A 22,160-nucleotide genomic window follows, 5' to 3' on the forward strand; every position below is an offset into this window, starting at 1 on the left:
CAGCGACTATAGCGGGTGGCTCGAAGTGGGTTAAAGAACAAAAAACACTTTGGTTATTCCGCTGCAAGTACAGGGCCTCAGTGCTTGGGAAACAGCCCATTCCCACACCGGGAACAGAACGCCGCCCCATGCTCATGGGTCTTCTTTTGGCAGGTTGGGCAATCATGCTGCAGTTGCTCCCCACGCATGGCGTTGGCCAGTTCTGCGGTGAAGATCCCGGTCGGCACGGCAATGATCGAGTAACCGGTAATCATCACCAATGATGACAGCACCTGCCCCAGCGGCGTCTTCGGCACGATGTCGCCAAAGCCCACGGTGGTCAGGGTAACGATGGCCCAATAGATGCCTTTGGGAATGCTGGTAAAGCCATGCTCCGGCCCTTCGATCACATACATCAGCGTGCCGAACACCGTCACCAGGGTCGATACCGTCACCAGGAACACGATGATTTTCTGCTTGCTGCCGCGCAGCGCCTCCATCAGGTAATGGGCCTGCTTGAGGTACGGGCTGAGCTTCAGTACGCGGAAGATCCGCAGCATCCGAATAACCCGGATGATCAGCAGGTACTGGGCGTCGCTGTAGTACAGGGCGATGATCCCCGGCACGATCGCCAGCAAGTCGACCAGGCCATAGAAACTGAAGGCGTAGCGCAAGGGCTTGGGGGAGCAGTACAGGCGGGTGATGTACTCGGCCAGGAAGATCGCGGTAAAGCCCCATTCGATGGCGGCCAGCAGACCGGCGTAGCCTTGGTGCACTTCGTCGATGCTGTCCAGGATCACCGTGACCAGGCTGGCCAGGATGATCAGCAGGAGGATTTTGTCGAAGCGGCGGCCGGCTACGGTATCGGTCTGGAAGACCATGATGTACAGGCGTTCACGCAAAGATTGTTGTGCACTCATGAGGCGGTCGTTCCGAAAGCGTTGATAGCCAAGATTAGATGGTCCGGGCCTCTGGCAGGAAGGTGAGAATTCAGACTGATAAAAGTGCTAGTTCCACGCTAATACAAAAGTACTCAGCGTAGGGGTAAGAAAAAACCATCAAAAGGTAAAGAAAATGTATGGCGACAAGCAGGCTATAACTCGACAGCACATGGGGCAGAGGTCGTTACCCTACACAGTTTATGGCCATGTCGAGCCGAGGAAAGCGGGGCTCTTGTGCTTCACTGGCCAGCTTCTGGAGAGAACCGTGCAGGGGTATCTGCTGGGAAATGGCTATCGGTTGTATAGCCCAATGCTGATGCGATTCGTCAGTCCTGACAGCTTCAGTCCCTTTGGTAAGGGCGGCTGTAATACCTATGCATACTGTTCCGGTGATCCGGTAAACAAGACAGATCCAACAGGCCAGGCAGGGGGAAGAACTGGTTTGACCAAGTTACTCAAGACCTATGGATTACCCAAAAAAATGACCTCAAACCCCACTTGACGTTGTTGAGGGACCCTCGTGCGAGTGGACTGTCCATCGAAGTCGTTAGAGTACATGAAAAGCAGGCAACGACTTTCGAGTTTTCATTCAGCGCTGGGCGGTTCGAGGCCAGAGCGGTCTCCGAGGTGCCTTTTGTAGAGCTCTCGGGACACCACTTGGTAAAAGGTAATATCTATGTGCCTACACCACCTGAAAAACGCTCCCTGTTTTTGCAAGCGGAGGGGTTCACTTCAGTAAACTTGATACCTGAAACCCATGCTGTTTTGCCCGTCGGACCAGCTGATGCACCTAGTTCCAGGCTTGGGGGCGGCGGCGTTAGTGGCTATATAAATCTCTCCGAAAGTGTAACGGGGACACGACAAGGGACGCGATAACTTACCCCCTTAAATCAGCTGCGTCGTGCTTATGGCCTCGTTGTACCAAGTGACTGCCCAGGTGCATCAGCCAGCAGGCGGCGACGAAGGGCGCGGTCAGGCCGGGTACCGGCAGCAGTTTGAACAACGGTTGCAATAGCAAGGCCATGGCGATGGCCAGCAGCGTCACCCACGGCTTTTCACCTTGCCTGCTGAAGGCCAGTGCCGCCAATGCGGCATTGAACCCGTATAGGCCCAGCCACGCAGCCTGCGCCTGGTCGGTGAGCAGCGCCACGCCACCACCGATGGCCGAGCCGATCACTGCCCACATGGCGGCATAGGGGTTGGCGATGAACATGCCGAGGATGATCAGCGCGCCTGCCAGGGGCTGATCGAGCAGGAAGATCTGGCCCACACCACGCGCCAGGGCATACAGCGGGTCGGCTTCGACGAAGCCGCTGGGTGAGGGGCTGGCGAGCAGCAGCGTGGCCCAGCCCAGCAGGACGAAGGGGGCGGTGTAGGCGATCAAAAGTTTGCCGCCGCGCTTGCGCCATTGGTGGGTGATGATGCTGGACAGGCCGCCGGCGGCGATGATCAGTGGTGGCAGGATCGCCGACCAGGGCAGCACGACGCTGATCAGGATGCCGATCAGCACGCCGTTGTAGCAATACAACCCGGCCTGGCGATCGGCGCGGTCGTAACCGCGGGCCTGGGCGGTGAGTAGCCCAGCCAGGGCGCCGAGCAGGGCACCACCGCCGACCAGGCTGGGCGCGGTCAGCAGGATGGCCAGCAGGCAGCACAGGCCGCACAGGGGATTGCGCAGCAGCAGCACCTGGCTGAAGCCGTTGAGTAACGCCGTGGCCCAGTCGGGGCACGGGTTGACGAAATTTTTGGTGTACATGGGGCAGTCAGTGAGGTTGATGGAGGGCGGTGGGCCTCTTTGGGCCTCTGTTTTCCGCAGGTTCGGTGTATTGGGAGGGCTTTGCCCTCCTATCGCGACACAAGGCCGCTCCTACAAGGGATTGCGGTCTCCTGTAGGAGCGGCCTTGTGTCGCGAAAGGGGCGCAGAGCGCCCCCGGCAATCTCAGATCAAAGTCTCGATCCGCAGCGTGTTAGTCGACCCCGGCTTGCCGAAAGGCACACCGGCGGTGATCAGCAGTGTGTCGCCACGGCTGGCCATACCTTGCGCCTGGGCAATTTCCAGCGCCGTAGACACCACCTCGTCGACCTGGCGCAGGCGGTCGTTGACCACCGAGTGCACGCCCCACGCCACGCTCAGGCGGCGTGCGGTGTTCAGGTTCGGTGTCAGGTTGAGGATCGGTGCCCGTGGCCGCTCGCGCGCCGCGCGTAGGGTCGAGGCGCCCGACTCGCTGTAGTTGACCAGCACCGCCACCGGCAGGATGCCGCTGATACGGCGGATAGCGCAGCTGATGGCATCCGACACGGTGGCTTCGGCTTTTGGCCGGCCAACGTCGAGCTGGGCCTGGTAGTCCGGGCCGTTTTCCACCTGGCGGATGATCTTGCTCATCATCTGCACCGCTTCCAGCGGGTAATCACCCGAAGCGGTCTCGGCCGACAGCATCACCGCGTCGGCACCTTCGGCCACGGCATTGGCCACGTCGGTGACTTCGGCACGGGTAGGCGCTGGCGAGAAACGCATGGATTCGAGCATCTGCGTGGCCACCACCACCGGTTTGCCCAGTTGGCGGCAAGTGCCGATGATGCGCTTCTGGATCTGCGGCACGCTTTCGGCCGGCACTTCCACGCCCAGGTCACCACGGGCCACCATGATCGCGTCTGCCAGTTCGGCGATGGCTTGCAGCTGCTCGACCGCCGAGGGTTTTTCGATCTTGGCCATCAGGTAGGCGCGGTCGCCGATAAGCTGGCGCGCTTCGACGATGTCTTCAGGGCGCTGGACGAACGACAGGGCCACCCAGTCCACGCCCAACTCCAGGCCGAAGGCCAGGTCGCGGCGGTCCTTTTCGGTGAGCGGAGAGAGGTCGAGCACCGCTTGCGGTACGTTGACGCCTTTGCGGTCGGACAGCTCGCCACCGTTCAGCACTTCGGTGTCGATGGCATCGCTGTGCTTGGCGGTGACGCGCAGGCGCAGCTTGCCGTCGTCCAGCAGCAGGTCCATGCCGGGTTCGAGGGCAGCGATGATTTCGGGGTGCGGCAGGTTGACCCGGCGGTTGTCGCCGGGGGTTTTGTCCAGGTCCAGGCGCAGGGCCTGGCCGCGTTGCAACTGTACCTTGCCCTCAGCGAAGCGGCCCACGCGCAGCTTTGGCCCTTGCAGGTCCATGAGGATGCCCAGCGGGTAGTTCAGTTGCTGCTCGACTTCGCGGATCCACTGATAACGCAGGGCGTGGTCAGCGTGTTCGCCGTGGCTGAAGTTGAGGCGGAAGATGTTCACCCCGGCTTCGACCAGCTGGCGGATGTCGTCGATGCCGTTGATCGCAGGGCCAAGGGTGGCGAGGATCTTTACTTTTTTATCAGGCGTCATGATTGGGCAGTCTCGAGGATCAGGATGGCGCGGAAGTCGTTGACGTTGGTGCGGGTCGGCTCGGTGACGATCAGCGCATCCAGCGCGGCGAAGTAGCCATAGCCGTTGTTGTTGTCCAACTCGTCGCTGGCCGACAGGCCCAGGGCTTCGGCGCGGGCGTAGCTGGCCGGGGTCATGAAGGCACCGGCGTTTTCTTCCGAGCCATCGATGCCGTCGGTGTCGCCGGCCAGGGCGTACACACCCGGCAGGCCTTTCAGGCTTTCGGTGAGGCTGAGCAGGAACTCGGCGTTGCGCCCGCCACGGCCATTGCCGCGCACAGTTACGGTGGTTTCGCCACCCGACAGGATCACGCAGGGCGCCTTCAGCGGCTGGCCGTGTTGAACGATTTGCCGGGCAATGCCGGCGTGTACCTTGGCCACTTCGCGTGATTCACCTTCCAGGTCACCGAGGATCAGCGGGCTGAAGCCGGCCTGGCGGGCTTTGACCGCGGCAGCTTCGAGCGACAGCTGGGGCTTGGCGATCAGCTGGAAGTGGCTGCGGGCCAGGGCTGGGTCATCGGCCTTGACGGTTTCCGAGGCTGGGTTGTTCAGCCAGTCGATGACCGCTTTCGGCGCTTCGATGTTGTAGCGTTTGAGAATGGCCAGGGCGTCGGCCGAGGTGCTCGGGTCGGCCACGGTGGGGCCGGAAGCGATCACGGTGGCGAGGTCGCCCGGTACATCGGAAATGGCATAGGTGTAGACGGTGGCCGGCCAGCAGGCCTTGGCCAGGCGGCCGCCTTTGATCGCCGAGAGGTGTTTGCGTACGCAGTTCATCTCGCCGATGGTGGCGCCGGATTTGAGCAGCGCCTTGTTGATCTGCTGCTTGTCGGCCAGGGTCAGGCCTTCGGCAGGCAGGGCCAGCAGTGCCGAGCCCCCGCCAGACAGCAGGAAGATGACGCGGTCGTCTTCGTTGAGGTTGCTGACCAGTTCCAGCACGCGCTTGGCCACGGCCAGGCCGGCGGCATCCGGGACCGGGTGGGCGGCTTCGACCACTTCGATTTTTTGGCAGTTGGCGCCGTGGCCGTAACGGGTAACGACCAGGCCAGAGACTTCGCCCTGCCAGCTTTTCTCGACCACTTCGGCCATGGCAGCTGCGGCCTTGCCGGCGCCGATGACGATGACCCGGCCGCTACGGTCGGCGGGCAGGTAGGGTTCGAGAACTTGACGGGGGTGGGCGGCGGCGATGGCTGTGTCGAACAGTTCGCGGAGAAGTTTTTGCGGATCGACCGACATGGCAGGCTCCCAATTATTGTTGTTCTGCAGAATCAAAAACGCCCCTGGAACTGCCTCCGTGCAGGCCGAACCAGGGGCGGGTGTTGCTCGGTGCTACCGCTGAACCTGTGGTCGCAGGTTCAATGGTGTTTGCTCTGGAATCCTGGGGGCGCTTTGCGCCCCTTTCGCGACACAAGGCCGCTCCTACAGGGGATTGCGTACCGCTTGTAGGAGCGGCCTTGTGTCGCGATCGGGCTGCGCAGCAGTCCCCGAATTCAGGTTACTTGTCGCCGCGGATCGAGAAGTTGGCCATGTGCTCCAGGCCTTTGATCAGCGCCGAGTGGTCCCAGTTGCCGCCACCCAGGGCCTGGCAGGTGTTGAACACTTGCTGGGCATTGGAGGTGTTGGGCAGGTTGATGCCCAGTTCCTTGGCGCCTTGCAGGGCCAGGTTCAGGTCCTTCTGGTGCAGGTTGATGCGGAAGCCTGGGTCGAAGGTGCCCTTGATCATGCGCTCGGCGTGCACTTCGAGGATTTTCGACGAAGCAAAGCCGCCCATCAGTGCTTCACGCACCTTGGCTGGGTCCGCGCCGTTCTTGGCGGCGAACAGCAGCGCTTCGCTGACTGCCTGGATGTTCAGGGCGACGATGATCTGGTTGGCGACCTTGGCGGTCTGGCCGTCACCGTTGCCACCGACGCGGGTGATGTTCTTGCCCATGGCTTCGAACAGCGGCAGGGTGCGCTCGAAGGCTTTCGGGCAGCCACCGACCATGATGCTGAGGGTCGCGGCCTTGGCACCGACCTCACCACCGGACACCGGGGCGTCCAGGTAGGCAGCGCCGGTTGCCTTGATTTTCTCGGCGAAGGCTTTGGTAGCGGTTGGCGAGATCGAGCTCATGTCGATCACGATCTTGTTCGGGCCGACGCCCTCAGCCACGCCGTTTTCGCCGAACAGGACGCTTTCGACCTGTGGGGTGTCGGGGACCATGACGATGATGAATTCGGCTTCCTGCGCCACTTCTTTAGGGTTGGCCAGGGCCACTGCACCGGCGGCGATCAGCTCGGCTGGCGCGGCGTCGTGGTGGGTGGAAACGAACAGGCTGTGACCTGCTTTTTGCAGGTTTTGGGCCATGGGCTTGCCCATGATGCCGGTGCCGATGAAACCGATTTTAGCCATGACAATGTGCCTCTTTATATTTGTTCACATCAGGCGCTGTGCGCCCGGCTTGTTCAAATTGCGTTATGGGTTTTCAGCCAGCCCAGGCCCGCTTCGGTGGTGGTCAGCGGCTTGTACTCTGCGCCCACCCAGCCCTGGTAGCCGATACGGTCCAGGTGCTCGAACAGGAAGCGGTAGTTGATTTCGCCGGTGCCTGGCTCGTTGCGCCCTGGGTTGTCGGCCAGCTGGATGTGGTTGATCAGTGGCAGGTTGGCTTGAATGGTGCGCGCCAGGTCACCTTCCATGATCTGCATGTGGTAGATGTCGTACTGCAGGAACAGGTTGTCGCTGCCGACTTCGGCCTGGATTTCCAGGGCCTGCTGGGTGGTGTTCAGGTAGAAGCCTGGGATGTCGCGGGTGTTGATCATTTCCATGACCAGGCGAATGCCGGCGGCCTTGAGCTTGTCGGCGGCGTAGCGCAGGTTCTCGACGAAGGTCTTGCGCACGGTGGCGCAGTCCGGGCCTTGTGGGCGGATGCCGGCCAGGGCGTTGACCTGGGTGTTGCCCAGCACCTTGGCGTACTCGATGGCCTTGTCGACACCGGCACGGAATTCTTCGACGCGGTCTGGGTGGCAGGTGATGCCGCGCTCACCCTTGGCCCAGTCACCCGCGGGCAGGTTGAACAACACCTGGGTCAGGCCGTTGGCCTCCAGCTGCTGCTTGATTTCAGCCGCGCTGAAGTCGTACGGGAAGAGGTATTCGACGCCGCTGAAACCAGCATCGGCGGCAGCCTTGAAGCGGGCCAGGAAGTCCTGTTCGGTGAACAGCATGGACAAGTTGGCAGCGAAGCGAGGCATGAGTTGTCTCCTTGCGATGAAGGCCCCCAGGGCGTACCTGGGGGCGTCAGGCGATCAGTCCAGCAGCGAGATGGCGGTTGGCGCGTCGTTGCCGACCAGGGCCAGGTCTTCGAACTCGTTGACCGCGTTGATCTCGGTGCCCATGGAAATGTTGGTCACACGCTCGAGAATCACTTCGACCACCACCGGTACGCGGAACTCTTCGGCCATTTTCTGTGCCTTGAGCAGGGCAGGGGCGATTTCTGCTGGCTCGAATACACGGATGGCCTTGCAGCCCAGGCCTTCGACTACGGCAACGTGGTCTACACCGTAGGTGGCGGCGTCGGTCGAGTTGATGTTCTCGAACGCCAGTTGTACACAGTAATCCATGTCGAAGCCACGCTGCGCCTGACGGATCAGGCCCAGGTAGGCGTTGTTCACCAGCACGTGGACGTACGGCAGGTTGAACTGTGCGCCTACTGCCAGTTCTTCGATCATGAACTGGAAGTCGTAGTCACCCGACAGCGCGACAACCTTGCGTTTAGGGTCGGCTTTGACAACACCCAGCGCGGCAGGGATGGTCCAGCCCAGCGGGCCGGCCTGGCCGCAGTTGATCCAGTGGCGTGGCTTGTACACGTGCAGGAACTGCGCACCGGCAATCTGCGACAGGCCGATGGTGCTGACGTAGGTGGTGTCCTTGCCGAATACCTGGTTCATTTCTTCGTACACGCGCTGTGGCTTGACCGGCACGTTGTCGAAGTGGGTCTTGCGCTGCAGGGTGGCCTTGCGCTCCTGGCAGTCTTCGAGCCAGGCCTTGCGGCACTTCAGCTTGCCAGCGGCTTTCCACTCGCGGGCCACTTCCAGGAACACGTCCAGTGCCTTGCCAGCATCGGAAACGATACCCAGGTCTGGGGTGAACACGCGGCCGATCTGGGTGGGTTCGATGTCGACGTGCACGAACTTGCGGCCTTCGGTGTAGACATCGACCGAACCGGTGTGGCGGTTGGCCCAGCGGTTACCGATACCGAACACCAGGTCGGATTTCAGCAGGGTGGCGTTGCCGTAGCGGTGCGACGTCTGCAGGCCGACCATACCGACCATTTGTGCGTGGTCGTCCGGGATGGTGCCCCAGCCCATCAGGGTCGGGATTACCGGGACGCCGGTCAGTTCGGCGAACTCGACCAGTTTGTCGCTGGCGTCGGCGTTGATGATGCCGCCACCGGCTACCAGCAGCGGGCGCTCGGCGTCATTGAGCAGGGCCAGGGCTTTTTCGGCCTGGACACGGGTCGCCGATGGCTTGTTGATGGCCAGTGGCTCGTAGGCGTCGATGTCAAATTCGATTTCGGCCATCTGCACGTCGAACGGCAGGTCGATCAGTACCGGGCCTGGGCGGCCGGTACGCATTTCGTAGAAGGCCTTCTGGAAGGCGTAAGGCACTTGGCCTGGCTCCAGAACGGTGGTCGCCCACTTGGTCACTGGCTTGACGATGCTGGTGATGTCGACGGCCTGGAAATCTTCCTTGTGCAGGCGTGCACGCGGGGCTTGGCCGGTGATGCAGAGAATCGGGATGGAGTCGGCCGATGCGCTGTACAGGCCGGTGACCATGTCGGTGCCGGCAGGGCCGGACGTGCCGATGCACACACCGATGTTGCCTGGGTTGGCACGGGTGTAGCCCTCGGCCATGTGCGAGGCACCTTCGACGTGGCGAGCGAGGACGTGATCGATGCCACCGACTTTCTTCAGGGCCGAATACAACGGGTTGATGGCAGCCCCTGGGATGCCGAACGCGGTATCTACACCTTCACGGCGCATGACCAGAACGGCTGCATCGATTGCTCTCATTTTGCTCATGGTTTGTGCCTCATCGATTTTGTAATTGTATACAACTTGCTTTGCGACAGAGTGTATTCACGCCTGGCTGCTCAGGTCAATGGGTTTTCATCGGCTGAGCGGGGTTTCGTCAGAGCGCCTGTGAAAACGGGGGTTTGCGCCATCGCATACGATCATTTCAAAATATTGTATACAAAAATACCTTTCGTTGTGTTCTATTTGTTCTATCGGTTTTCAACTGCCCTCAGGGCTTCTCACAACAAGAAGAGGACCTTTCCATGAACGCTTTGAACCTGAAAGTCGCTGTCAGCCTGGTGAATGCCGCGTTGGCGGCGGGCCGCAAGATCAATGCCGCGCCACTGACCGTGGCGGTGCTGGATGCCGGCGGGCACCTGCTGGCGCTGCAGCGTGAAGATGGCGCCAGCCTGATTAGGCCTGAAGTGGCCGCTGGCAAAGCCTGGGGCGCAATTGCCCTGGGCAAGGGCTCGCGGTTGCTGGCGCTGGATGCACAGCAACGGCCGGCGTTTTTTGCCGCGCTGAACGGGATGGGGGAGCGGCCGGTGGTGCCAGCGCCGGGAGGCGTGCTGATTCGTGATCAGGACGGCAAGGTGCTGGGTGCGGTAGGGATCAGCGGCGATACGTCGGATATCGACGAGCAGTGCGCGATCAGTGCGATCGAGGAGGTGGGGTTGCGGGCGGATGCCGGGGTAGCGGCGTAAGGCTCGAGACAACCGGGGGCCGCGTTGCGGCCCAATCGCGACGCAAGGCCGCTCCCATAGGGGTTATGCAATGTCCCTGTGGTAGCGGCCTTGTGTCGCGAAGGGCTGCAAGGCAGCCCCACTGGCCCTGTCAGGCTGCTTCCGGCTCGCAGCCTTTCAATACCATGCGGATAATGGTCTCGGCCGCCGCGTCGTAATCACTGTCCGCCAGCTTGGCCTTGCCGGTCACTGCAGAAATCTGCCAGTCGAAGTCGGCATAGGTCTGGGTCGCCGCCCAGATACTGAACATCAGGTGATGCGCGTCCACATGGGCGATCTGCCCACGGTCGATCCAGCGCTGGATGCACTCGATGTTATGCCGGGCCTGCTCGTTCAACTGCTCCACCTGGTTCGGCGACAGGTGTGGGGCGCCATGCATGATCTCGCTGGCGAACACCTTGGAGGCGTACGGCAGGTCGCGCGAAATGCGGATCTTCGAACGAATATAGGCGCTCAGCACTTCTTTCGGGTCACCGTCGGCATTGAACGGTGTGGAGGCCTGCATGATCGGCGCGATGATGCTTTCCAGGACCTCGCGGTAGAGGTTGTCCTTGGACTTGAAGTAGTAATACACGTTCGGCTTGGGCAGGCCGGCCTTGGCCGCGATATCGCTGGTCTTGGTGGCGGCGAAGCCCTTGTCGGCAAATTCTTCACTGGCTGCGCGCAGGATCAGTTCCTTGTTGCGCTCGCGAATGGTGCTCATGGTCAGGGATCTTCCTCGTGTCTGGCCACCTCTAAGAGGGATCGGGCATGGTAGCACCGGGCTTGACGGGCGCTCAAGGCAGCGACTTTCGGCTAGACTCCGGCACATTCATTTCAGTGGAAACAGGCAAACATGGCAGGAAGCAGTCTACTGGTACTGATCGACGATATCGCCACGCTGCTGGACGACGTCTCGCTGATGACCAAAGTCGCGGCAAAAAAGACTGCGGGTGTGCTGGGTGACGACCTGGCGCTGAATGCTCAGCAAGTCACCGGCGTGCGTGCCGAGCGCGAAATTCCGGTTGTTTGGGCGGTGGCCAAAGGTTCGTTCGTCAACAAGGCCATCCTGGTGCCGGCGGCGTTGCTGATCAGTGCGTTCATTCCGTGGGCGGTTACGCCCTTGTTGATGGTGGGGGGCGCCTACCTGTGCTTCGAGGGCTTCGAGAAGCTGGCGCACAAGTTTTTGCACAGCAAGGAAGACGATGCAGCCGCGCACGAGGCGCGCAAGGAGGCAATGGCCGATGCCAATGTCGATTTGGTCGCCTTCGAAAAAACCAAGATCAAGGGTGCGGTGCGCACCGATTTCATCCTTTCGGCTGAAATCATTGCCATCACCTTGGGTACTGTGGCGGATGCGCCGCTGACACAGCAGATCATCGTGCTGTCGGGTATCGCCATTGTCATGACCATCGGTGTGTATGGTTTGGTGGGCGGCATTGTCAAACTGGATGACCTGGGGTTGTGGATGACCACCAAGGCGTCCCGGCTGGCCCAGGTGGTCGGCAATGGCATCTTGCAGGCTGCCCCATACATGATGAAGAGCCTGTCGGTGATTGGTACCGCGGCCATGTTCCTGGTCGGTGGCGGGATTCTGGTGCATGGCATTGCCCCGCTGCACCATGCCATCGAGGCCTTCAGCGAAGGATGCGGTGGCGCGCTGACCGGGGCACTGCTCAACGGTGTGGCGGGTGTGGTAGCCGGTGCCGTGGTGCTGGCGGTGGTGGCGGCTGCCGGGAAGTTGTGGCGAGCGTTTCGCCCGGCTACCTGAGTTGTGTGGCCGGCAACGTCGATGTCATTCACCGCGTTGCCGTCTCACAGGTTTTACTGTTCAGCCACCGCACCTTGCTCCTGCGGCTTCCAGGCCAGGAGGCCCTTGCTGAAATCGTTGGCAGCACTCTGGTAGTAGGCAATCGCCCGTCGTACCAGTGGGTGGTCGCTGTCTACAGTGGTTTCCCGGCTGTTGCCCAAGGCATCCTGGTGCACGCGCATGCCGCCGCGTGGGCTGAGGATCGCCAGGTCCTTGCCGTCGAAGAGCCCCAGGTGCTGGTAGTTGCCGATCAGCACACGCGGCGCCAGGGATTCTTCGCGTAGCAGGTCGCGGCCGAAGAAGGTCGAGGTGTAGCTCAGGTTGAGCAGGCCGAGCAGGGTTGGTGCCAGGTCGATCTGGCTGGCCAGTTGTGCGTCTTCGCGCGGGGCGATCAGCTTGGGTGCATAGATCCACAGCGGGATCTGGTAATTGCTGACCGGCAGGTCTTCAACGCCCGCGCTGCCGGCGGTGTGGTCGGCGACGAACACGAACAGGGTGTTGTCGAACCATGGCTTGCCCTTGGCCTCCCGCAGGAACTGCGCAATGGCATGGTCGGTGTACTTCACCGCGCCCTCACGGCCTTCACCTGACGGAATGTCGATACGGCCATCGGGGTAGGTGTAAGGACGGTGGTTGGAGGTGGTCATCAGTTGCAGGAAGAACGGTTGCTGCCTGGCGTGGTCGGCATCGGCCAGCTTCAGCGTCTGCCGATACAGGTCTTCGTCAGCCATGCCCCAAGCGTTCTTGAAGCTGATTTCGCTCTCGTCGACGCTGCTCTGGTCGACGATACGGTAGCCATTGCCGCTGAAGAAGGCGTTCATGTTGTCGAAGTAGCCGCGCCCGCCATAGACGAATACGGCGTCATAACCCACCGCTTTCAGTTGCTGACCGAGGCTGCCATAGCCGCTTTCGCGGCCGATGCGCTTGACGATCGAGCGGCCCGGCGTGGGGGGGATCGACAGGGTGATGGCTTCCAGGCCGCGATCGGTACGCGTGCCGGTGGCGTAGAAGTTGTTGAAGTACAGGCTCTGTTGGCGCAGCGCGTCCAGGTTGGGCGTGAGGTTGCGTGGGTCGCCGTTGCTGCCCATGTACTTGGCGCTGAAGCTCTCGATGGTGACCAGGATGATGTTGGGCTTGCGTGGCTCGCCGCTGGCGCTGATGTGGCGACGAATGTCCTCGGGCTCGCTGGCCTTGAACCGCGCGTTGGGCTCGGCCAGTTCCTGGTGCATCTGCGCACCGACTTCGTTGGCGTCGAGGCTGGCGTAGAACTGGGTGTAGTCGAGCTCGTTGTTGCGGAACGCGGCGAAGAACTGGTACGGGCCGTTGCTGGCCAGTTCGCGCTGATAGGCGTTACCGCCTTGGCCACGCGGGAATTGCTGGTCGACCACTAGCACGCTGAGCCCGCCCAGCACGGCCAGCAGCGCAAGGCCACCCAGGCGCTGGCGCAGGTTGGCGCCGGGTGCTGCGAGGGCCTGGGCCAGAGGTTTGCGCAGGATCAGGGCAAGCAGGACGGCAACCACGGCGATGCTGCCCAGTAGCGTTGGCAGCGGGTACGACTCGCGAATGTTGTCCAGCACTTCCTTGGAATACACCAGGTAGTCCACGGCGATGAAGTTGAAGCGCACCCCGAACTCGTCCCAGAACAGCCACTCGGCCACCGCGACGAACAGCATCACGAACAGGCTGACGATCAACACCCCGCCCATGAGCCGGCGATGCAAGGCCGTGCGCCACAGTGCGGCCGGGCACAGCGCCAGGTAAAGCCCCAGCGGCAGAGCGGCGTAGGTGAGGAAGCTCAGGTCGTACAAGGCACCACTGAAGAATAATGAGAAGTAGTTGCCATGTACTTCATCCAGGTGGGTGACCAGCAATACCAGACGGGTCAGCAAGAAAATGCCGAACCAGAGCGAGCAAACTAACAGCAGGTACCGCCAAGGTGCGGCGAGGGAGGTGCGCATTAAGTGGGCCTGTTTTCTTTTTTGGATGCAAGAAGCCAAGCATGCTAGATGGGTAAGTGCAAAAATTTTGTCAAAAATTCGCAGGGACTAAGTGGAATCTCGGGCATATAGTAAGCACTTTGCTTATTTCCTACAGGTCGGGAGGTTAAATCATGTTCGGAAATGTGTTGACTTACGATGTGTACCACTTGGCCCTTTACCTGGGCTCGGCCTTGGCCTGGGGCGCCGTGGGCCTTCTGATGCTGCTGCGCGGGGCGGGGGTAGGGGCTTTGTACAAATGCTGTGCGGTATTTGGCCTGGCGTTGATAACCAATAGCATCATGCTGGTGCTGGACATCTTGCGTGTGCTGGAGCACTGGCAGGTGGAGCTGGGGCTTTTGCTGTTTGGCGTGATGTTGCCGTGTGTGCTTGTTCTGACTTTAAAGGCAAATTTATCAGTAAGTAAGAATAGTCTTAATAAGTTGTAGGAAAGTTCTTACATGATTTGGCGTGACAGCGCGTTGGAAGATCAACGCGCTGTCACGATTCAGCGCATCAGAAGTGCACTTTTACCAGGAAACTCATGGTGTTCTGGTCGGTAGTGAAGGCATCGCTGTCCTTGATACCGTATTTGTTCTTCCAGTAGTCGTACTCGACACCCACGTACAGCTGCTTCTCGCCCAGGTGCAACGCCTTGCCCAGGTCGTACTTGATCTGTGGGTTGAAGTGCAGGTTGGCCTGGTAGGTGCCGTGGCGGTTCTCGTCGTTGTCCACCACCCAGTCCATGAAGCCGTCGATCAGCACGTCGGAATCGCCGACCGGGATGGTGTACGACCATACCGGGGTGATCTGCCATACGTTGTCGCCGGCGCGGCTGCCGTCGGTGGTGCGGTTGTAGAAGTTGAGCTGGAAGTAATCGAAGCCCGGGATGGCCAGGTCGAAGCCTGGGCCGATCAGGTACGACTCGGTGTCACCCTCGCCAAACTCGTAGGTCATGGCCAGCAGCACGTCCTTGACCGGGCCGAACTCCAGCTTCTGGTCGAAGATCTTGCCGAACGACAGGCGTGGGCTGAACTCGCCGTAGTAGGTGTTGGGCCCGTTGTTGGCGTCCTTCTTGCCCTGGTAGAAGATCTTGTCGACGAAGAAGAAGTTGTCGCCGTACTTCCACGCGTCGGCGTGCTCGAAGGTGAAGGTTTGCTGGGTTTCGGGGTTGACCTTGAAGTTCTTGCCCCACAGGTAGGTCAGGCTGTTGTTCTGCCATTGCAGCAGGTCGCCGCCGAAGGTGGTGCCACAGGCCAGCAGGCCGCCGGCAAGGATCAGGCTGTTGATGGTACGCATTGCGAGTGTCGCTCCCTTGATTGATCTGTTGTCAGCGCTCGGTGATGGCGCTTTTTTGTTGTCTTGCGAGTCAGCTTTTTTCGATAGGCCACAGCTGTTTGGCAAGGGTTGAGCCAACTTTTCCGGTTTGGCAAAACCTTCCTGCTCGACTTCGTTCTGAACGGATGAAAAGGGTCTTTCAGGCTGGCAACACGTTGGCCAACCGCCCGTATTCATTGACTGAGCGGTCAGTAAACGCAGGCAGAATCCGTTCTGCCCTGATCGAGGGGGCGCGCAGATTACTGGCTTGCGCGCCGGGCCTCAAGTGCTCCGTCCTGGAGCGGGGTGGTTCAAACTTGTGCGTTTGGTCAGCTTCTTAGAAGTGTACCTTGATCAGCGCACTGGCGACGCTCTGATTGCTGTCCAGGTTGCCACGGCTGTCGATGCCGTACTTGTCCTTCCAGTAGCTGTATTCAAAGCCGACGTAGAGCTGTTTGGCGCCCAGGTTCAGTGCCTTGCCCAGGTCATATTTGACCTGTGGGTTGAAGTGCAGGTTGGCGTGGTAGGTGCCACGGCGGGTTTGGTCATTGTCGGTGACCCAATCCATGTAACCGTCGATCAGAATGTCGGAGCGGCCCACCGGGATGGTGTATGACCAGCCGGGGGTGATCTGCCAGACATTGTCACCGGGGCGGCTGCCTTCGGTGTTGCGCACGTAGAAGTTGAGGGTGAAATAGTTGAAGCCGGGGATGTCCAGGTCGAAGCCGGGGCCGATCAGGTAGGCTTCGTTGTCGCCCTCGCCGCGCTCGTAGGTCATGGCCAGGAGCACGTCCTTGATCGGGCCGAAGGCAAGCTTGCGGTCGAGGATCTTGCCGAACGACAGGCGCGGGCTGAACTCGCCATAGTAGGTGGTCACGCCTTTGCTGGGGTCGGCTTTGCCGTTGTAGAAAATCTTGTCGACGAACATGAAGGTGTCGCCGTACTTCCATTTGTTGGCGTGCTCGAAAGTGATGGTCTGCTGGATATCAGGGTTGACCTTGAAGTCCTTGCCGTACAGGTAGGTCAGGCTTTCGCCGTGCCACTGCAGCCATTCGCCTGCATGTGAGGGTAGGGTGGCCAGCAGGCTGCTGCCCAACAACAGGGACGTGGTGATGCGCTTCATGTTGTGATTCCCGGACTTATTGTTTTTGTTGGCGGTTTTTTTGGCGCGCAGGCGCCCCGGGCGACCCATTCCGGCGGGTCGACGGCGTAGCGGTTACTGCAGATGTGAATGAGGGGCGGCAATGCGCCGCCCCTTCTGGCTCAATGCTGGTGACAGGCGTCGTTGTGCACCGCGCGGTCGGCACCACCGAGGATGTTGAACAGGACGTTCAACACCAGGGCACTGACCGTGGCCATGGCGATACCACTGTGGGTGATGGGTTCCATCCACTGTGGCATCTGGGCGAAGAACTCCGGACGCACCACGGGGATCAACCCGAAGCCGACGCTCACGGCAACCAGCAGCTGGTTGCGGCGGTCGCCGATGTCCGCCTCCTGAAGAATCTTGATCCCGGTGGCGGTGACCATGCCGAACATGGCGATGGACGCGCCGCCCAGTACCGCAGGTGGGATCGAGGCAATCAGGAAGGCTGCCTTGGGCAGCAGGCTGAGCAGGATCAACAGGGCACCGGCCACGATGGTGACAAAGCGGCAGCGCACCCCGGTCATTTGCACCAGGCCGATGTTCTGGGCGAACGAGGAGTGGGTGAAGGTGTTGAAGAAACCGGCGATGAACGACGCACCGGCATCGCACAGCAGGCCGCGACGCAGCATGCCGGGGGTCACTTCGCGATCGGTCACCTTGCCCAGGGCCAGGAACATGCCGGTGGACTCGACGAAGATGATCACCACCACCAGGCACATGGACAGGATGGGTGCCAGGCTGAATGTCGGCATGCCGAAGTGCAGGGGGGTGACCACCTGCAACCACGGCGCGTCCTTCAGGCCAGACAGGTCGACCATGCCGATGGAGCCGGCCAGGATGTAGCCAAGGCCCATGCCCACCAGTACCGACACGTTGACCCAGAAGCCGCGCATGAAGCGGTTGATCAGCAGGATCACAGCCAATACCAAGCCGGCCACCAACAGGTAGATCGGCGAGCCGAAGGTTTCGGCTTCATGGCCGCCACCCGCCCAATTGACTGCCACGGGGAACAGCGACAGGCCAATCGAGGTGATCACCGTACCGGTGACCAGCGGCGGGAAGAAGCGTACGACCTTGGACATGAACGGGGCGATCAGCATGCCGAAGAACCCGGCGGCGATGGTCGCACCGAAGATCCCCTGCAGGCCTACGCCGGGCATGCCGGCCATGGCCACCATGCTGCCGACGGCCGCGAAACTGGCACCCATCATCACCGGCATGCGGATGCCCACCGGGCCGATACCGAACGACTGGATGATGGTAGCGACGCCAGCGACCAGCAGGTCGGCGTTGATCAGGAAAGCGACTTCTTCACGGGACAACCCAGCGGCCTGGCCGATGATCAACGGCACGGCGATCGCGCCACCGTACATCAGCAGAACGTGTTGCAGGCCAACCAGGATCAGTTGGAACAGGGGCAAGGGTTCGCGCGGCGGCGCAATGGGGATATACGCCTTGCGTGACTCGGACATGCAGCACCTCGAGTTTTGTTTTTATTCTCGGATCCAAGCGGCAAGCTCCAAGCGGCAAGCTTCAAGTAGAAGCTTGGTGATCCGCGTTGGAGCCTGACGCTCGATGCTTGCTTGTTACCTACGACTTACAGCTTGAGGCTTGAAGCTTGCGGCTTCGGTCAGTTGACCTGGGCACCTTTGGCGATCCAGTCGCCGACGAGCTTGCGCTCTTCGGTGGTCATCTGGGTGATGTTGCCCAGCGGCATGATCTGGCTGGCGACCGCTTGCGCCTGAATGCGCGCGGCCTGGGCCTGGATCTGCTGCGGGGTGTCGAACATCACGCCGGCAGGGGCGGCACTGAACAGTGGGCTGGTCGGTTTGGACGAATGGCACACGGTGCAGCGTTCCTGGATGACATTGTGGATCTTGTCGAAGTCGCCACCACCGGCCTGGGCTGCCGCCTGGGCAGGGGCCTCGGCGGGTGCGGCCGGCGCTTGGGCAGCCTTGGCGGCGTCCTCGGCGCGCTGCTCGGCAGCGGTCTTGCCACCGACGGCGGTCGCGGGCAGCGGTTGATACTCGATCTTCGCTGCGGCTTGCTCTGGGCTTACGGCCATCGGTTTCGGGCCGGTGACGTAGGCCAGGCAGATCATTGCCAGGGCGCCGACGGGCAGGGTCCAGGCGTACTTGTTGCTGTCGTGACGGGTGTTGAAGTAGTGGCGGATCAGAACCGCGGCTACTGCGATACCGGCCAGGATCAGCCAGTTGTACTGGCTACCGTAGGTGCTCGGGAAATGGTTGCTGATCATGATGAACAGCACCGGCAGGGTGAAGTAGTTGTTGTGACGCGAGCGCAGCAGGCCCTTGGCCGGCAGTACCGGGTCGGGCGTCTGGTTGTTCTCGATCGCCGCCACCAGCTGGCGCTGGGCCGGCATGATGATGCGGAACACGTTACCAACCATGATGGTGCCGATGATCGCGCCGGTGTGCAGGTACGCGCCACGGCCGCTGAACACCAGGCTGAAGCCCCAGCAGGCGGCGATGATCAGCACGAACAGCACACCACCGAGCAGCGCAGGCTTCTTGCCCAGGGGCGAGTCGCACAGGAAGTCGTAGATGAACCAGCCAGCGATCAACGAGCCGATACCGATGGCCACGCCTTCGGCACCGCTCAGGGTGCTGCCAGGGGCCAGCAGGTACAGGGCCGGGTTCCAGTAGAACACCACGCACAGCAGGGCGATACCGGACATCCAGGTGAAGTAGGCTTCCCATTTGAACCAGTGCAGGTTCTCGGGCATTTTCGGGGGTGCGAGTTTGTATTTCTCCAGGTGGTAGATACCACCGCCGTGAATCGCCCAGAGATCACCCGACAACCCATCGCGCGGGTTGCTTCGGTTCAGGTGGTTCTCCAGCCAGACGAAGTAGAACGATGCACCGATCCAGGCGACACCGGTGATCATGTGAACCCAGCGAATGCTCAGGTTCAGCCATTCGTGAAGGTGTGCTTCCACAGTATGTACCTCTGCCAGTCACCGAGAAGATGACTGACCTTTTCTTATTGGTGGGGATTGAGGATCAGCATCTGTTCCTCGGTGAAGTAATGCTCATCGCAGTTGTTGCCAGAACCACTGCGATCAACCACCAGGAAATCATCCCGCTTTTCGATCGTAAGCACCGGGTGGTGCCAAACGCCGCGATGGTAATTAACGCCCTGCCTGCCATTACTGCGGAAGGCCCGGACCAAGCCTGATACAGGTGCATCGCCAACCGGCGCGACCACGATCAGAAAGGGGTTGCCGAGCAGCGGGATGAAAGCCTGGCTGCCCAGCGGATGGCGTTCCAGCATGCGCACGGTCAGCGGCATGTCCTGCGCGTCGGCGCGGAAGATGCTGATGATCGCCTTGTCTTCAGGCTCGGCGGTTTCGACCGTGGCGAGCTTGTGAAAGCGCATGGTCGAGCCGTTGTTGATCATGAAGTGGTCGCTGCCGTCGGTTTCGATCACGTCTCCGAATTGGGCGAAGGCTTCTTTGGTCAGGGGCTCGATCATCAGGGTGCGCATGCGGTTATCTCTTCTATTGTTCGTTTTCTGAATAAGGTTCGGCTGTTGCTTACAGCTGCATCAGGCGGAACAGGGCGATCAGGTTGATCTGCGCCAGGGCTTCCTTGAATTCGGCATCGGCATCGTTGTGGATGCGTTTTTCAAAGGCGGCGAGGATCTGGTGCCGATTGCTGCCCTTTACCGCCATGATGAACGGGAACTGGAACTTGGCCTTGTAGGCGTCGTTCAGCTCGGTGAAACGGGCGAATTCTTCGGCGGTGCACTGGTGAATACCGGCGCCGGCCTGTTCGTTGGTGCTCGATTCGGTCAGTTCGCCCTGGATGGCGGCCTTGCCGGCGAGGTCCGGGTGAGCGTTGATCAGTGCCAGCTGGTCGGCGTGGTTGGCGCTGAGCAGGATGTCGCTCATGCGCTGGTGCAGCGCCTCGATCTCGTCCAGTTCGCCCAGTTGGCCCAGGTCATAGGCTTTTTCGGCCACCCACGGCGAGTGCTCGTAGATGTCGGCAAAGGCTGCGACGAAGGCGTCACGGCCCAGGGCGGATGGCTTGAGAGTGTTGAAGGCGGTCATCAGGCGTTCTCTTTCTTGTACGGGTGGGTGGTGTGCCAGTGGCGGGCGATATCCACGCGACGGGCGAACCAGACCTGGTCATGGCTTTTTGCGTAATCGACGAAGCGCTTCAGTGCAGCCAGGCGCGCCGGGCGGCCGACCAGGCGGCAATGCAGGCCGATGGACAGCATTTTTGGTGCTTCGGCGCCTTCGGCGTACAGCACATCGAAGGCGTCTTTGAGGTACTGGAAGAACTGCTCGCCGCAGTTGAAACCCTGCACCTGGGTGAAGCGCATGTCGTTGGTGTCCAGGGTGTACGGGATCACCAGGTGCGGCTTGCCGGTAGGGTTGTTCGGCTCCCAGTAGGGCAGGTCGTCGTCGTAGGTGTCGCTGTCATAGAGGAAGCCACCTTCTTCCATCACCAGGCGGCGGGTGTTGGGGCCGGTGCGGCCGGTGTACCAGCCCACTGGGCGCTCGCCGGTGAGTTCGGTGAGGATGCGGATGGCTTCGAGCATGTGCTCGCGCTCCTGGGCCTCGTCCATGTTCTGGTAATCGATCCAGCGGTAGCCGTGGCTGCAGATTTCGTGGCCGGCTTCGGCCATGGCGCGGATAACGTCAGGGTGGCGCTGGGCGGCCATGGCCACGGCGAAGATGGTCAGCGGCACACCGCTTTCCTTGAACAGCTTCAGCAGGCGCCACACGCCGGCACGGCTGCCGTACTCGTACAGCGATTCCATGCTCATGTTGCGCTGGCCCTGCAGTGGCTGGGCAGCGACCATCTCGGACAGGAAGGCTTCGGACTCTTTGTCACCGTGCAGGATGTTGCGTTCGCCGCCTTCCTCGTAGTTGAGGACGAAAGACAGCGCGATGCGAGCGTTGCCCGGCCATTGCGGGTGAGGAGGGTTGTTGCCGTAACCGATCAGGTCGCGAGGGTAGTCAGCGCTCACTGCAGTCTTCCTTCTTGTGCGTTAGTGCAGGGGGTGGGCGGGCCGCGTCGGTATGTCGCACCACCGGATGGGCTGATTGTATACAACTTCTGAAATCTTTTGTAAGCCTGTTTTTCCGCATTTCTTCCCTTTTGTCGCCCTGCAGCGACCTGGAAATACAGTGCAAGAAACCTGCCTGATTGGTCAGCTAATGACGTTGACGTCGTTACGTCGCTTGTATTTGCGACCGATGGGTCGTTTATGGGCGCCGGACGAACGGTGTGACAGAAGGGTTTAAAAAATTGTGTACAATTTTGCGATGGAATGTCTTAATGGCGTCATTCCCGCCTGCCGCAGGCGCTATGCTGGTGCGAAGGCTGAGTATTTTTTGCCCACAGATTGAACAAGAGGCGACACGCAATGGGACGTTTGACCACACACGTACTGGATGCCGCGCATGGCTGCCCGGGCAGCTCGATCAAGGTCGAGCTGTACCGTGTCGAAGGCCAGCAACTGGAGCTGGTGAATACCGCCCTGACCAACAGCGATGGCCGCGTCGACGCGCCACTGCTGCAGGGTGACGACTACCGCACTGGCGTTTACCAGTTGCAGTTCAGCGCTGGCGATTACTACCGCGCCCGCGGCGTGCAACTGCCGGCCCAGGCGTTTCTGGATGTTGTCGTGCTGCGCTTTGGTATCGACGAGCAGCAGGAGCACTACCACGTGCCACTGCTGATCTCGCCGTACAGCTATTCGACCTATCGTGGAAGCTAGTTGGTCGCTAGAAGAATCTTCGTAGGTCCTTTGGCCCGCTCTCACACTGGCGGGCTTTTTTTCGTCTGCTGTTTTTGT

Annotated in this window: 21 protein-coding genes; 5 read left to right on the forward strand and 16 right to left on the reverse strand. The window is 60.9% G+C overall.

Annotation, left to right across the window (positions count from 1 at the left end):
* Window positions 1-77 precede the first annotated feature (77 nt).
* Window positions 78-899: an ion transporter gene (locus Q9451_RS10865; protein ID WP_012273451.1), complete on the reverse strand. Its 822-nt coding sequence runs from the start codon at window positions 897-899 to the stop codon at window positions 78-80.
* Window positions 900-1,089: 190 nt separating this feature from the next.
* Between Q9451_RS10865 and Q9451_RS10870 the strand changes: the two genes are divergently transcribed.
* Window positions 1,090-1,422, forward strand: coding sequence for an RHS repeat-associated core domain-containing protein (locus tag Q9451_RS10870; protein WP_306106422.1), 333 nt, complete (start codon window positions 1,090-1,092; stop codon window positions 1,420-1,422).
* Window positions 1,423-1,797: 375 nt separating this feature from the next.
* On the opposite strand, the gene Q9451_RS10875 is transcribed toward Q9451_RS10870, so the two are convergent.
* From Q9451_RS10875 to gcl, 6 genes are all read right to left on the reverse strand, one after another.
* A complete protein-coding gene (locus tag Q9451_RS10875) occupies window positions 1,798-2,676 on the reverse strand; it encodes an urea transporter (protein WP_012273449.1) in 879 nt (292 codons plus the stop codon).
* A gap of 183 nt (window positions 2,677-2,859) precedes the next feature.
* The gene (gene pyk / locus Q9451_RS10880) at window positions 2,860-4,275 is read right to left on the reverse strand and encodes a pyruvate kinase (protein ID WP_012273448.1); all 1,416 of its coding nucleotides are present in this window, start codon (window positions 4,273-4,275) and stop codon (window positions 2,860-2,862) included.
* Complete coding sequence (locus tag Q9451_RS10885) at window positions 4,272-5,546, reverse strand: glycerate kinase (RefSeq protein ID WP_012273447.1); 1,275 nt, start codon at window positions 5,544-5,546, stop codon at window positions 4,272-4,274. Before Q9451_RS10885 ends, pyk begins: the two co-directional genes overlap by 4 nt.
* 259 nt (window positions 5,547-5,805) lie before the next feature.
* The gene (locus Q9451_RS10890; protein WP_012273446.1) at window positions 5,806-6,699 is read right to left on the reverse strand and encodes a 2-hydroxy-3-oxopropionate reductase; all 894 of its coding nucleotides are present in this window, start codon (window positions 6,697-6,699) and stop codon (window positions 5,806-5,808) included.
* Window positions 6,700-6,752: 53 nt separating this feature from the next.
* The gene (hyi, locus tag Q9451_RS10895) at window positions 6,753-7,535 is read right to left on the reverse strand and encodes a hydroxypyruvate isomerase (protein WP_012273445.1); all 783 of its coding nucleotides are present in this window, start codon (window positions 7,533-7,535) and stop codon (window positions 6,753-6,755) included.
* A 54-nt stretch (window positions 7,536-7,589) separates the two neighbouring features.
* Window positions 7,590-9,365, reverse strand: a complete 1,776-nt coding sequence (gene gcl, locus Q9451_RS10900) for a glyoxylate carboligase (protein ID WP_012273444.1) — start codon at window positions 9,363-9,365, stop codon at window positions 7,590-7,592.
* Between the two features lie 257 nt (window positions 9,366-9,622).
* On the opposite strand from gcl, the gene Q9451_RS10905 reads away from it, so the two are divergent.
* On the forward strand, window positions 9,623-10,063 hold the full coding sequence (locus Q9451_RS10905; protein WP_012273443.1) for a heme-binding protein: 441 nt from the start codon (window positions 9,623-9,625) through the stop codon (window positions 10,061-10,063).
* Between the two features lie 130 nt (window positions 10,064-10,193).
* Here the strand turns inward: Q9451_RS10905 and Q9451_RS10910 are convergent, their stop codons facing one another.
* Window positions 10,194-10,805, reverse strand: a complete 612-nt coding sequence (locus Q9451_RS10910) for a TetR/AcrR family transcriptional regulator (RefSeq protein ID WP_012273442.1) — start codon at window positions 10,803-10,805, stop codon at window positions 10,194-10,196.
* A gap of 132 nt (window positions 10,806-10,937) precedes the next feature.
* On the opposite strand from Q9451_RS10910, the gene Q9451_RS10915 reads away from it, so the two are divergent.
* Entirely contained in the window at window positions 10,938-11,852 is a 915-nt protein-coding gene (locus Q9451_RS10915) for a DUF808 family protein (RefSeq protein ID WP_012273441.1), read from the forward strand.
* A gap of 53 nt (window positions 11,853-11,905) precedes the next feature.
* On the opposite strand, the gene Q9451_RS10920 is transcribed toward Q9451_RS10915, so the two are convergent.
* Entirely contained in the window at window positions 11,906-13,849 is a 1,944-nt protein-coding gene (locus Q9451_RS10920; protein WP_012273440.1) for an LTA synthase family protein, read from the reverse strand.
* A 152-nt stretch (window positions 13,850-14,001) separates the two neighbouring features.
* On the opposite strand from Q9451_RS10920, the gene Q9451_RS10925 reads away from it, so the two are divergent.
* Window positions 14,002-14,316 carry a hypothetical protein gene (locus Q9451_RS10925; protein WP_012273439.1) on the forward strand — a complete coding sequence of 105 codons (315 nt, stop codon included), beginning with the start codon at window positions 14,002-14,004 and terminating at the stop codon, window positions 14,314-14,316.
* A gap of 67 nt (window positions 14,317-14,383) precedes the next feature.
* Here the strand turns inward: Q9451_RS10925 and Q9451_RS10930 are convergent, their stop codons facing one another.
* The 7 genes from Q9451_RS10930 to puuE form a co-directional block, all read right to left on the reverse strand.
* Window positions 14,384-15,166 (reverse strand): outer membrane protein OmpK, encoded by a 783-nt coding sequence (locus Q9451_RS10930; RefSeq protein WP_012273438.1) that lies wholly within the window; start codon window positions 15,164-15,166, stop codon window positions 14,384-14,386.
* A 355-nt stretch (window positions 15,167-15,521) separates the two neighbouring features.
* Complete coding sequence (locus Q9451_RS10935) at window positions 15,522-16,307, reverse strand: outer membrane protein OmpK (protein WP_041166761.1); 786 nt, start codon at window positions 16,305-16,307, stop codon at window positions 15,522-15,524.
* Between the two features lie 140 nt (window positions 16,308-16,447).
* On the reverse strand, window positions 16,448-17,803 hold the full coding sequence (locus Q9451_RS10940; protein WP_012273436.1) for a nucleobase:cation symporter-2 family protein: 1,356 nt from the start codon (window positions 17,801-17,803) through the stop codon (window positions 16,448-16,450).
* Window positions 17,804-17,961: 158 nt separating this feature from the next.
* The gene (locus tag Q9451_RS10945; protein ID WP_012273435.1) at window positions 17,962-19,290 is read right to left on the reverse strand and encodes a urate hydroxylase PuuD; all 1,329 of its coding nucleotides are present in this window, start codon (window positions 19,288-19,290) and stop codon (window positions 17,962-17,964) included.
* Between the two features lie 44 nt (window positions 19,291-19,334).
* Window positions 19,335-19,838, reverse strand: coding sequence for an ureidoglycolate lyase (locus Q9451_RS10950; protein WP_003254333.1), 504 nt, complete (start codon window positions 19,836-19,838; stop codon window positions 19,335-19,337).
* A gap of 49 nt (window positions 19,839-19,887) precedes the next feature.
* Window positions 19,888-20,403 carry a 2-oxo-4-hydroxy-4-carboxy-5-ureidoimidazoline decarboxylase gene (gene uraD, locus Q9451_RS10955; RefSeq protein ID WP_012273434.1) on the reverse strand — a complete coding sequence of 172 codons (516 nt, stop codon included), beginning with the start codon at window positions 20,401-20,403 and terminating at the stop codon, window positions 19,888-19,890.
* Window positions 20,403-21,329: an allantoinase PuuE gene (gene puuE / locus Q9451_RS10960; RefSeq protein ID WP_012273433.1), complete on the reverse strand. Its 927-nt coding sequence runs from the start codon at window positions 21,327-21,329 to the stop codon at window positions 20,403-20,405. Before puuE ends, uraD begins: the two co-directional genes overlap by 1 nt.
* 399 nt (window positions 21,330-21,728) lie before the next feature.
* Between puuE and uraH the strand changes: the two genes are divergently transcribed.
* Complete coding sequence (uraH, locus tag Q9451_RS10965; RefSeq protein ID WP_003259496.1) at window positions 21,729-22,082, forward strand: hydroxyisourate hydrolase; 354 nt, start codon at window positions 21,729-21,731, stop codon at window positions 22,080-22,082.
* Window positions 22,083-22,160: the final 78 nt, after the last annotated feature.

This window comes from Pseudomonas sp. NY8896 (genome assembly GCF_039634505.1).

What these genes read in the sequence shown, in the direction of transcription:
- Q9451_RS10865 (WP_012273451.1), bottom strand. Translation starts at nt 899, where the DNA reads ATGAGTGCACAACAATCTTTGCGTGAACGCCTGTACATCATGGTCTTC.
- Q9451_RS10870 (WP_306106422.1), top strand. Translation starts at nt 1,090, where the DNA reads ATGGGGCAGAGGTCGTTACCCTACACAGTTTATGGCCATGTCGAGCCG.
- Q9451_RS10875 (WP_012273449.1), bottom strand. Translation starts at nt 2,676, where the DNA reads ATGTACACCAAAAATTTCGTCAACCCGTGCCCCGACTGGGCCACGGCG.
- pyk (WP_012273448.1), bottom strand. Translation starts at nt 4,275, where the DNA reads ATGACGCCTGATAAAAAAGTAAAGATCCTCGCCACCCTTGGCCCTGCG.
- Q9451_RS10885 (WP_012273447.1), bottom strand. Translation starts at nt 5,546, where the DNA reads ATGTCGGTCGATCCGCAAAAACTTCTCCGCGAACTGTTCGACACAGCC.
- Q9451_RS10890 (WP_012273446.1), bottom strand. Translation starts at nt 6,699, where the DNA reads ATGGCTAAAATCGGTTTCATCGGCACCGGCATCATGGGCAAGCCCATG.
- hyi (WP_012273445.1), bottom strand. Translation starts at nt 7,535, where the DNA reads ATGCCTCGCTTCGCTGCCAACTTGTCCATGCTGTTCACCGAACAGGAC.
- gcl (WP_012273444.1), bottom strand. Translation starts at nt 9,365, where the DNA reads ATGAGCAAAATGAGAGCAATCGATGCAGCCGTTCTGGTCATGCGCCGT.
- Q9451_RS10905 (WP_012273443.1), top strand. Translation starts at nt 9,623, where the DNA reads ATGAACGCTTTGAACCTGAAAGTCGCTGTCAGCCTGGTGAATGCCGCG.
- Q9451_RS10910 (WP_012273442.1), bottom strand. Translation starts at nt 10,805, where the DNA reads ATGAGCACCATTCGCGAGCGCAACAAGGAACTGATCCTGCGCGCAGCC.
- Q9451_RS10915 (WP_012273441.1), top strand. Translation starts at nt 10,938, where the DNA reads ATGGCAGGAAGCAGTCTACTGGTACTGATCGACGATATCGCCACGCTG.
- Q9451_RS10920 (WP_012273440.1), bottom strand. Translation starts at nt 13,849, where the DNA reads ATGCGCACCTCCCTCGCCGCACCTTGGCGGTACCTGCTGTTAGTTTGC.
- Q9451_RS10925 (WP_012273439.1), top strand. Translation starts at nt 14,002, where the DNA reads ATGTTCGGAAATGTGTTGACTTACGATGTGTACCACTTGGCCCTTTAC.
- Q9451_RS10930 (WP_012273438.1), bottom strand. Translation starts at nt 15,166, where the DNA reads ATGCGTACCATCAACAGCCTGATCCTTGCCGGCGGCCTGCTGGCCTGT.
- Q9451_RS10935 (WP_041166761.1), bottom strand. Translation starts at nt 16,307, where the DNA reads ATGAAGCGCATCACCACGTCCCTGTTGTTGGGCAGCAGCCTGCTGGCC.
- Q9451_RS10940 (WP_012273436.1), bottom strand. Translation starts at nt 17,803, where the DNA reads ATGTCCGAGTCACGCAAGGCGTATATCCCCATTGCGCCGCCGCGCGAA.
- Q9451_RS10950 (WP_003254333.1), bottom strand. Translation starts at nt 19,838, where the DNA reads ATGCGCACCCTGATGATCGAGCCCCTGACCAAAGAAGCCTTCGCCCAA.
- uraD (WP_012273434.1), bottom strand. Translation starts at nt 20,403, where the DNA reads ATGACCGCCTTCAACACTCTCAAGCCATCCGCCCTGGGCCGTGACGCC.
- uraH (WP_003259496.1), top strand. Translation starts at nt 21,729, where the DNA reads ATGGGACGTTTGACCACACACGTACTGGATGCCGCGCATGGCTGCCCG.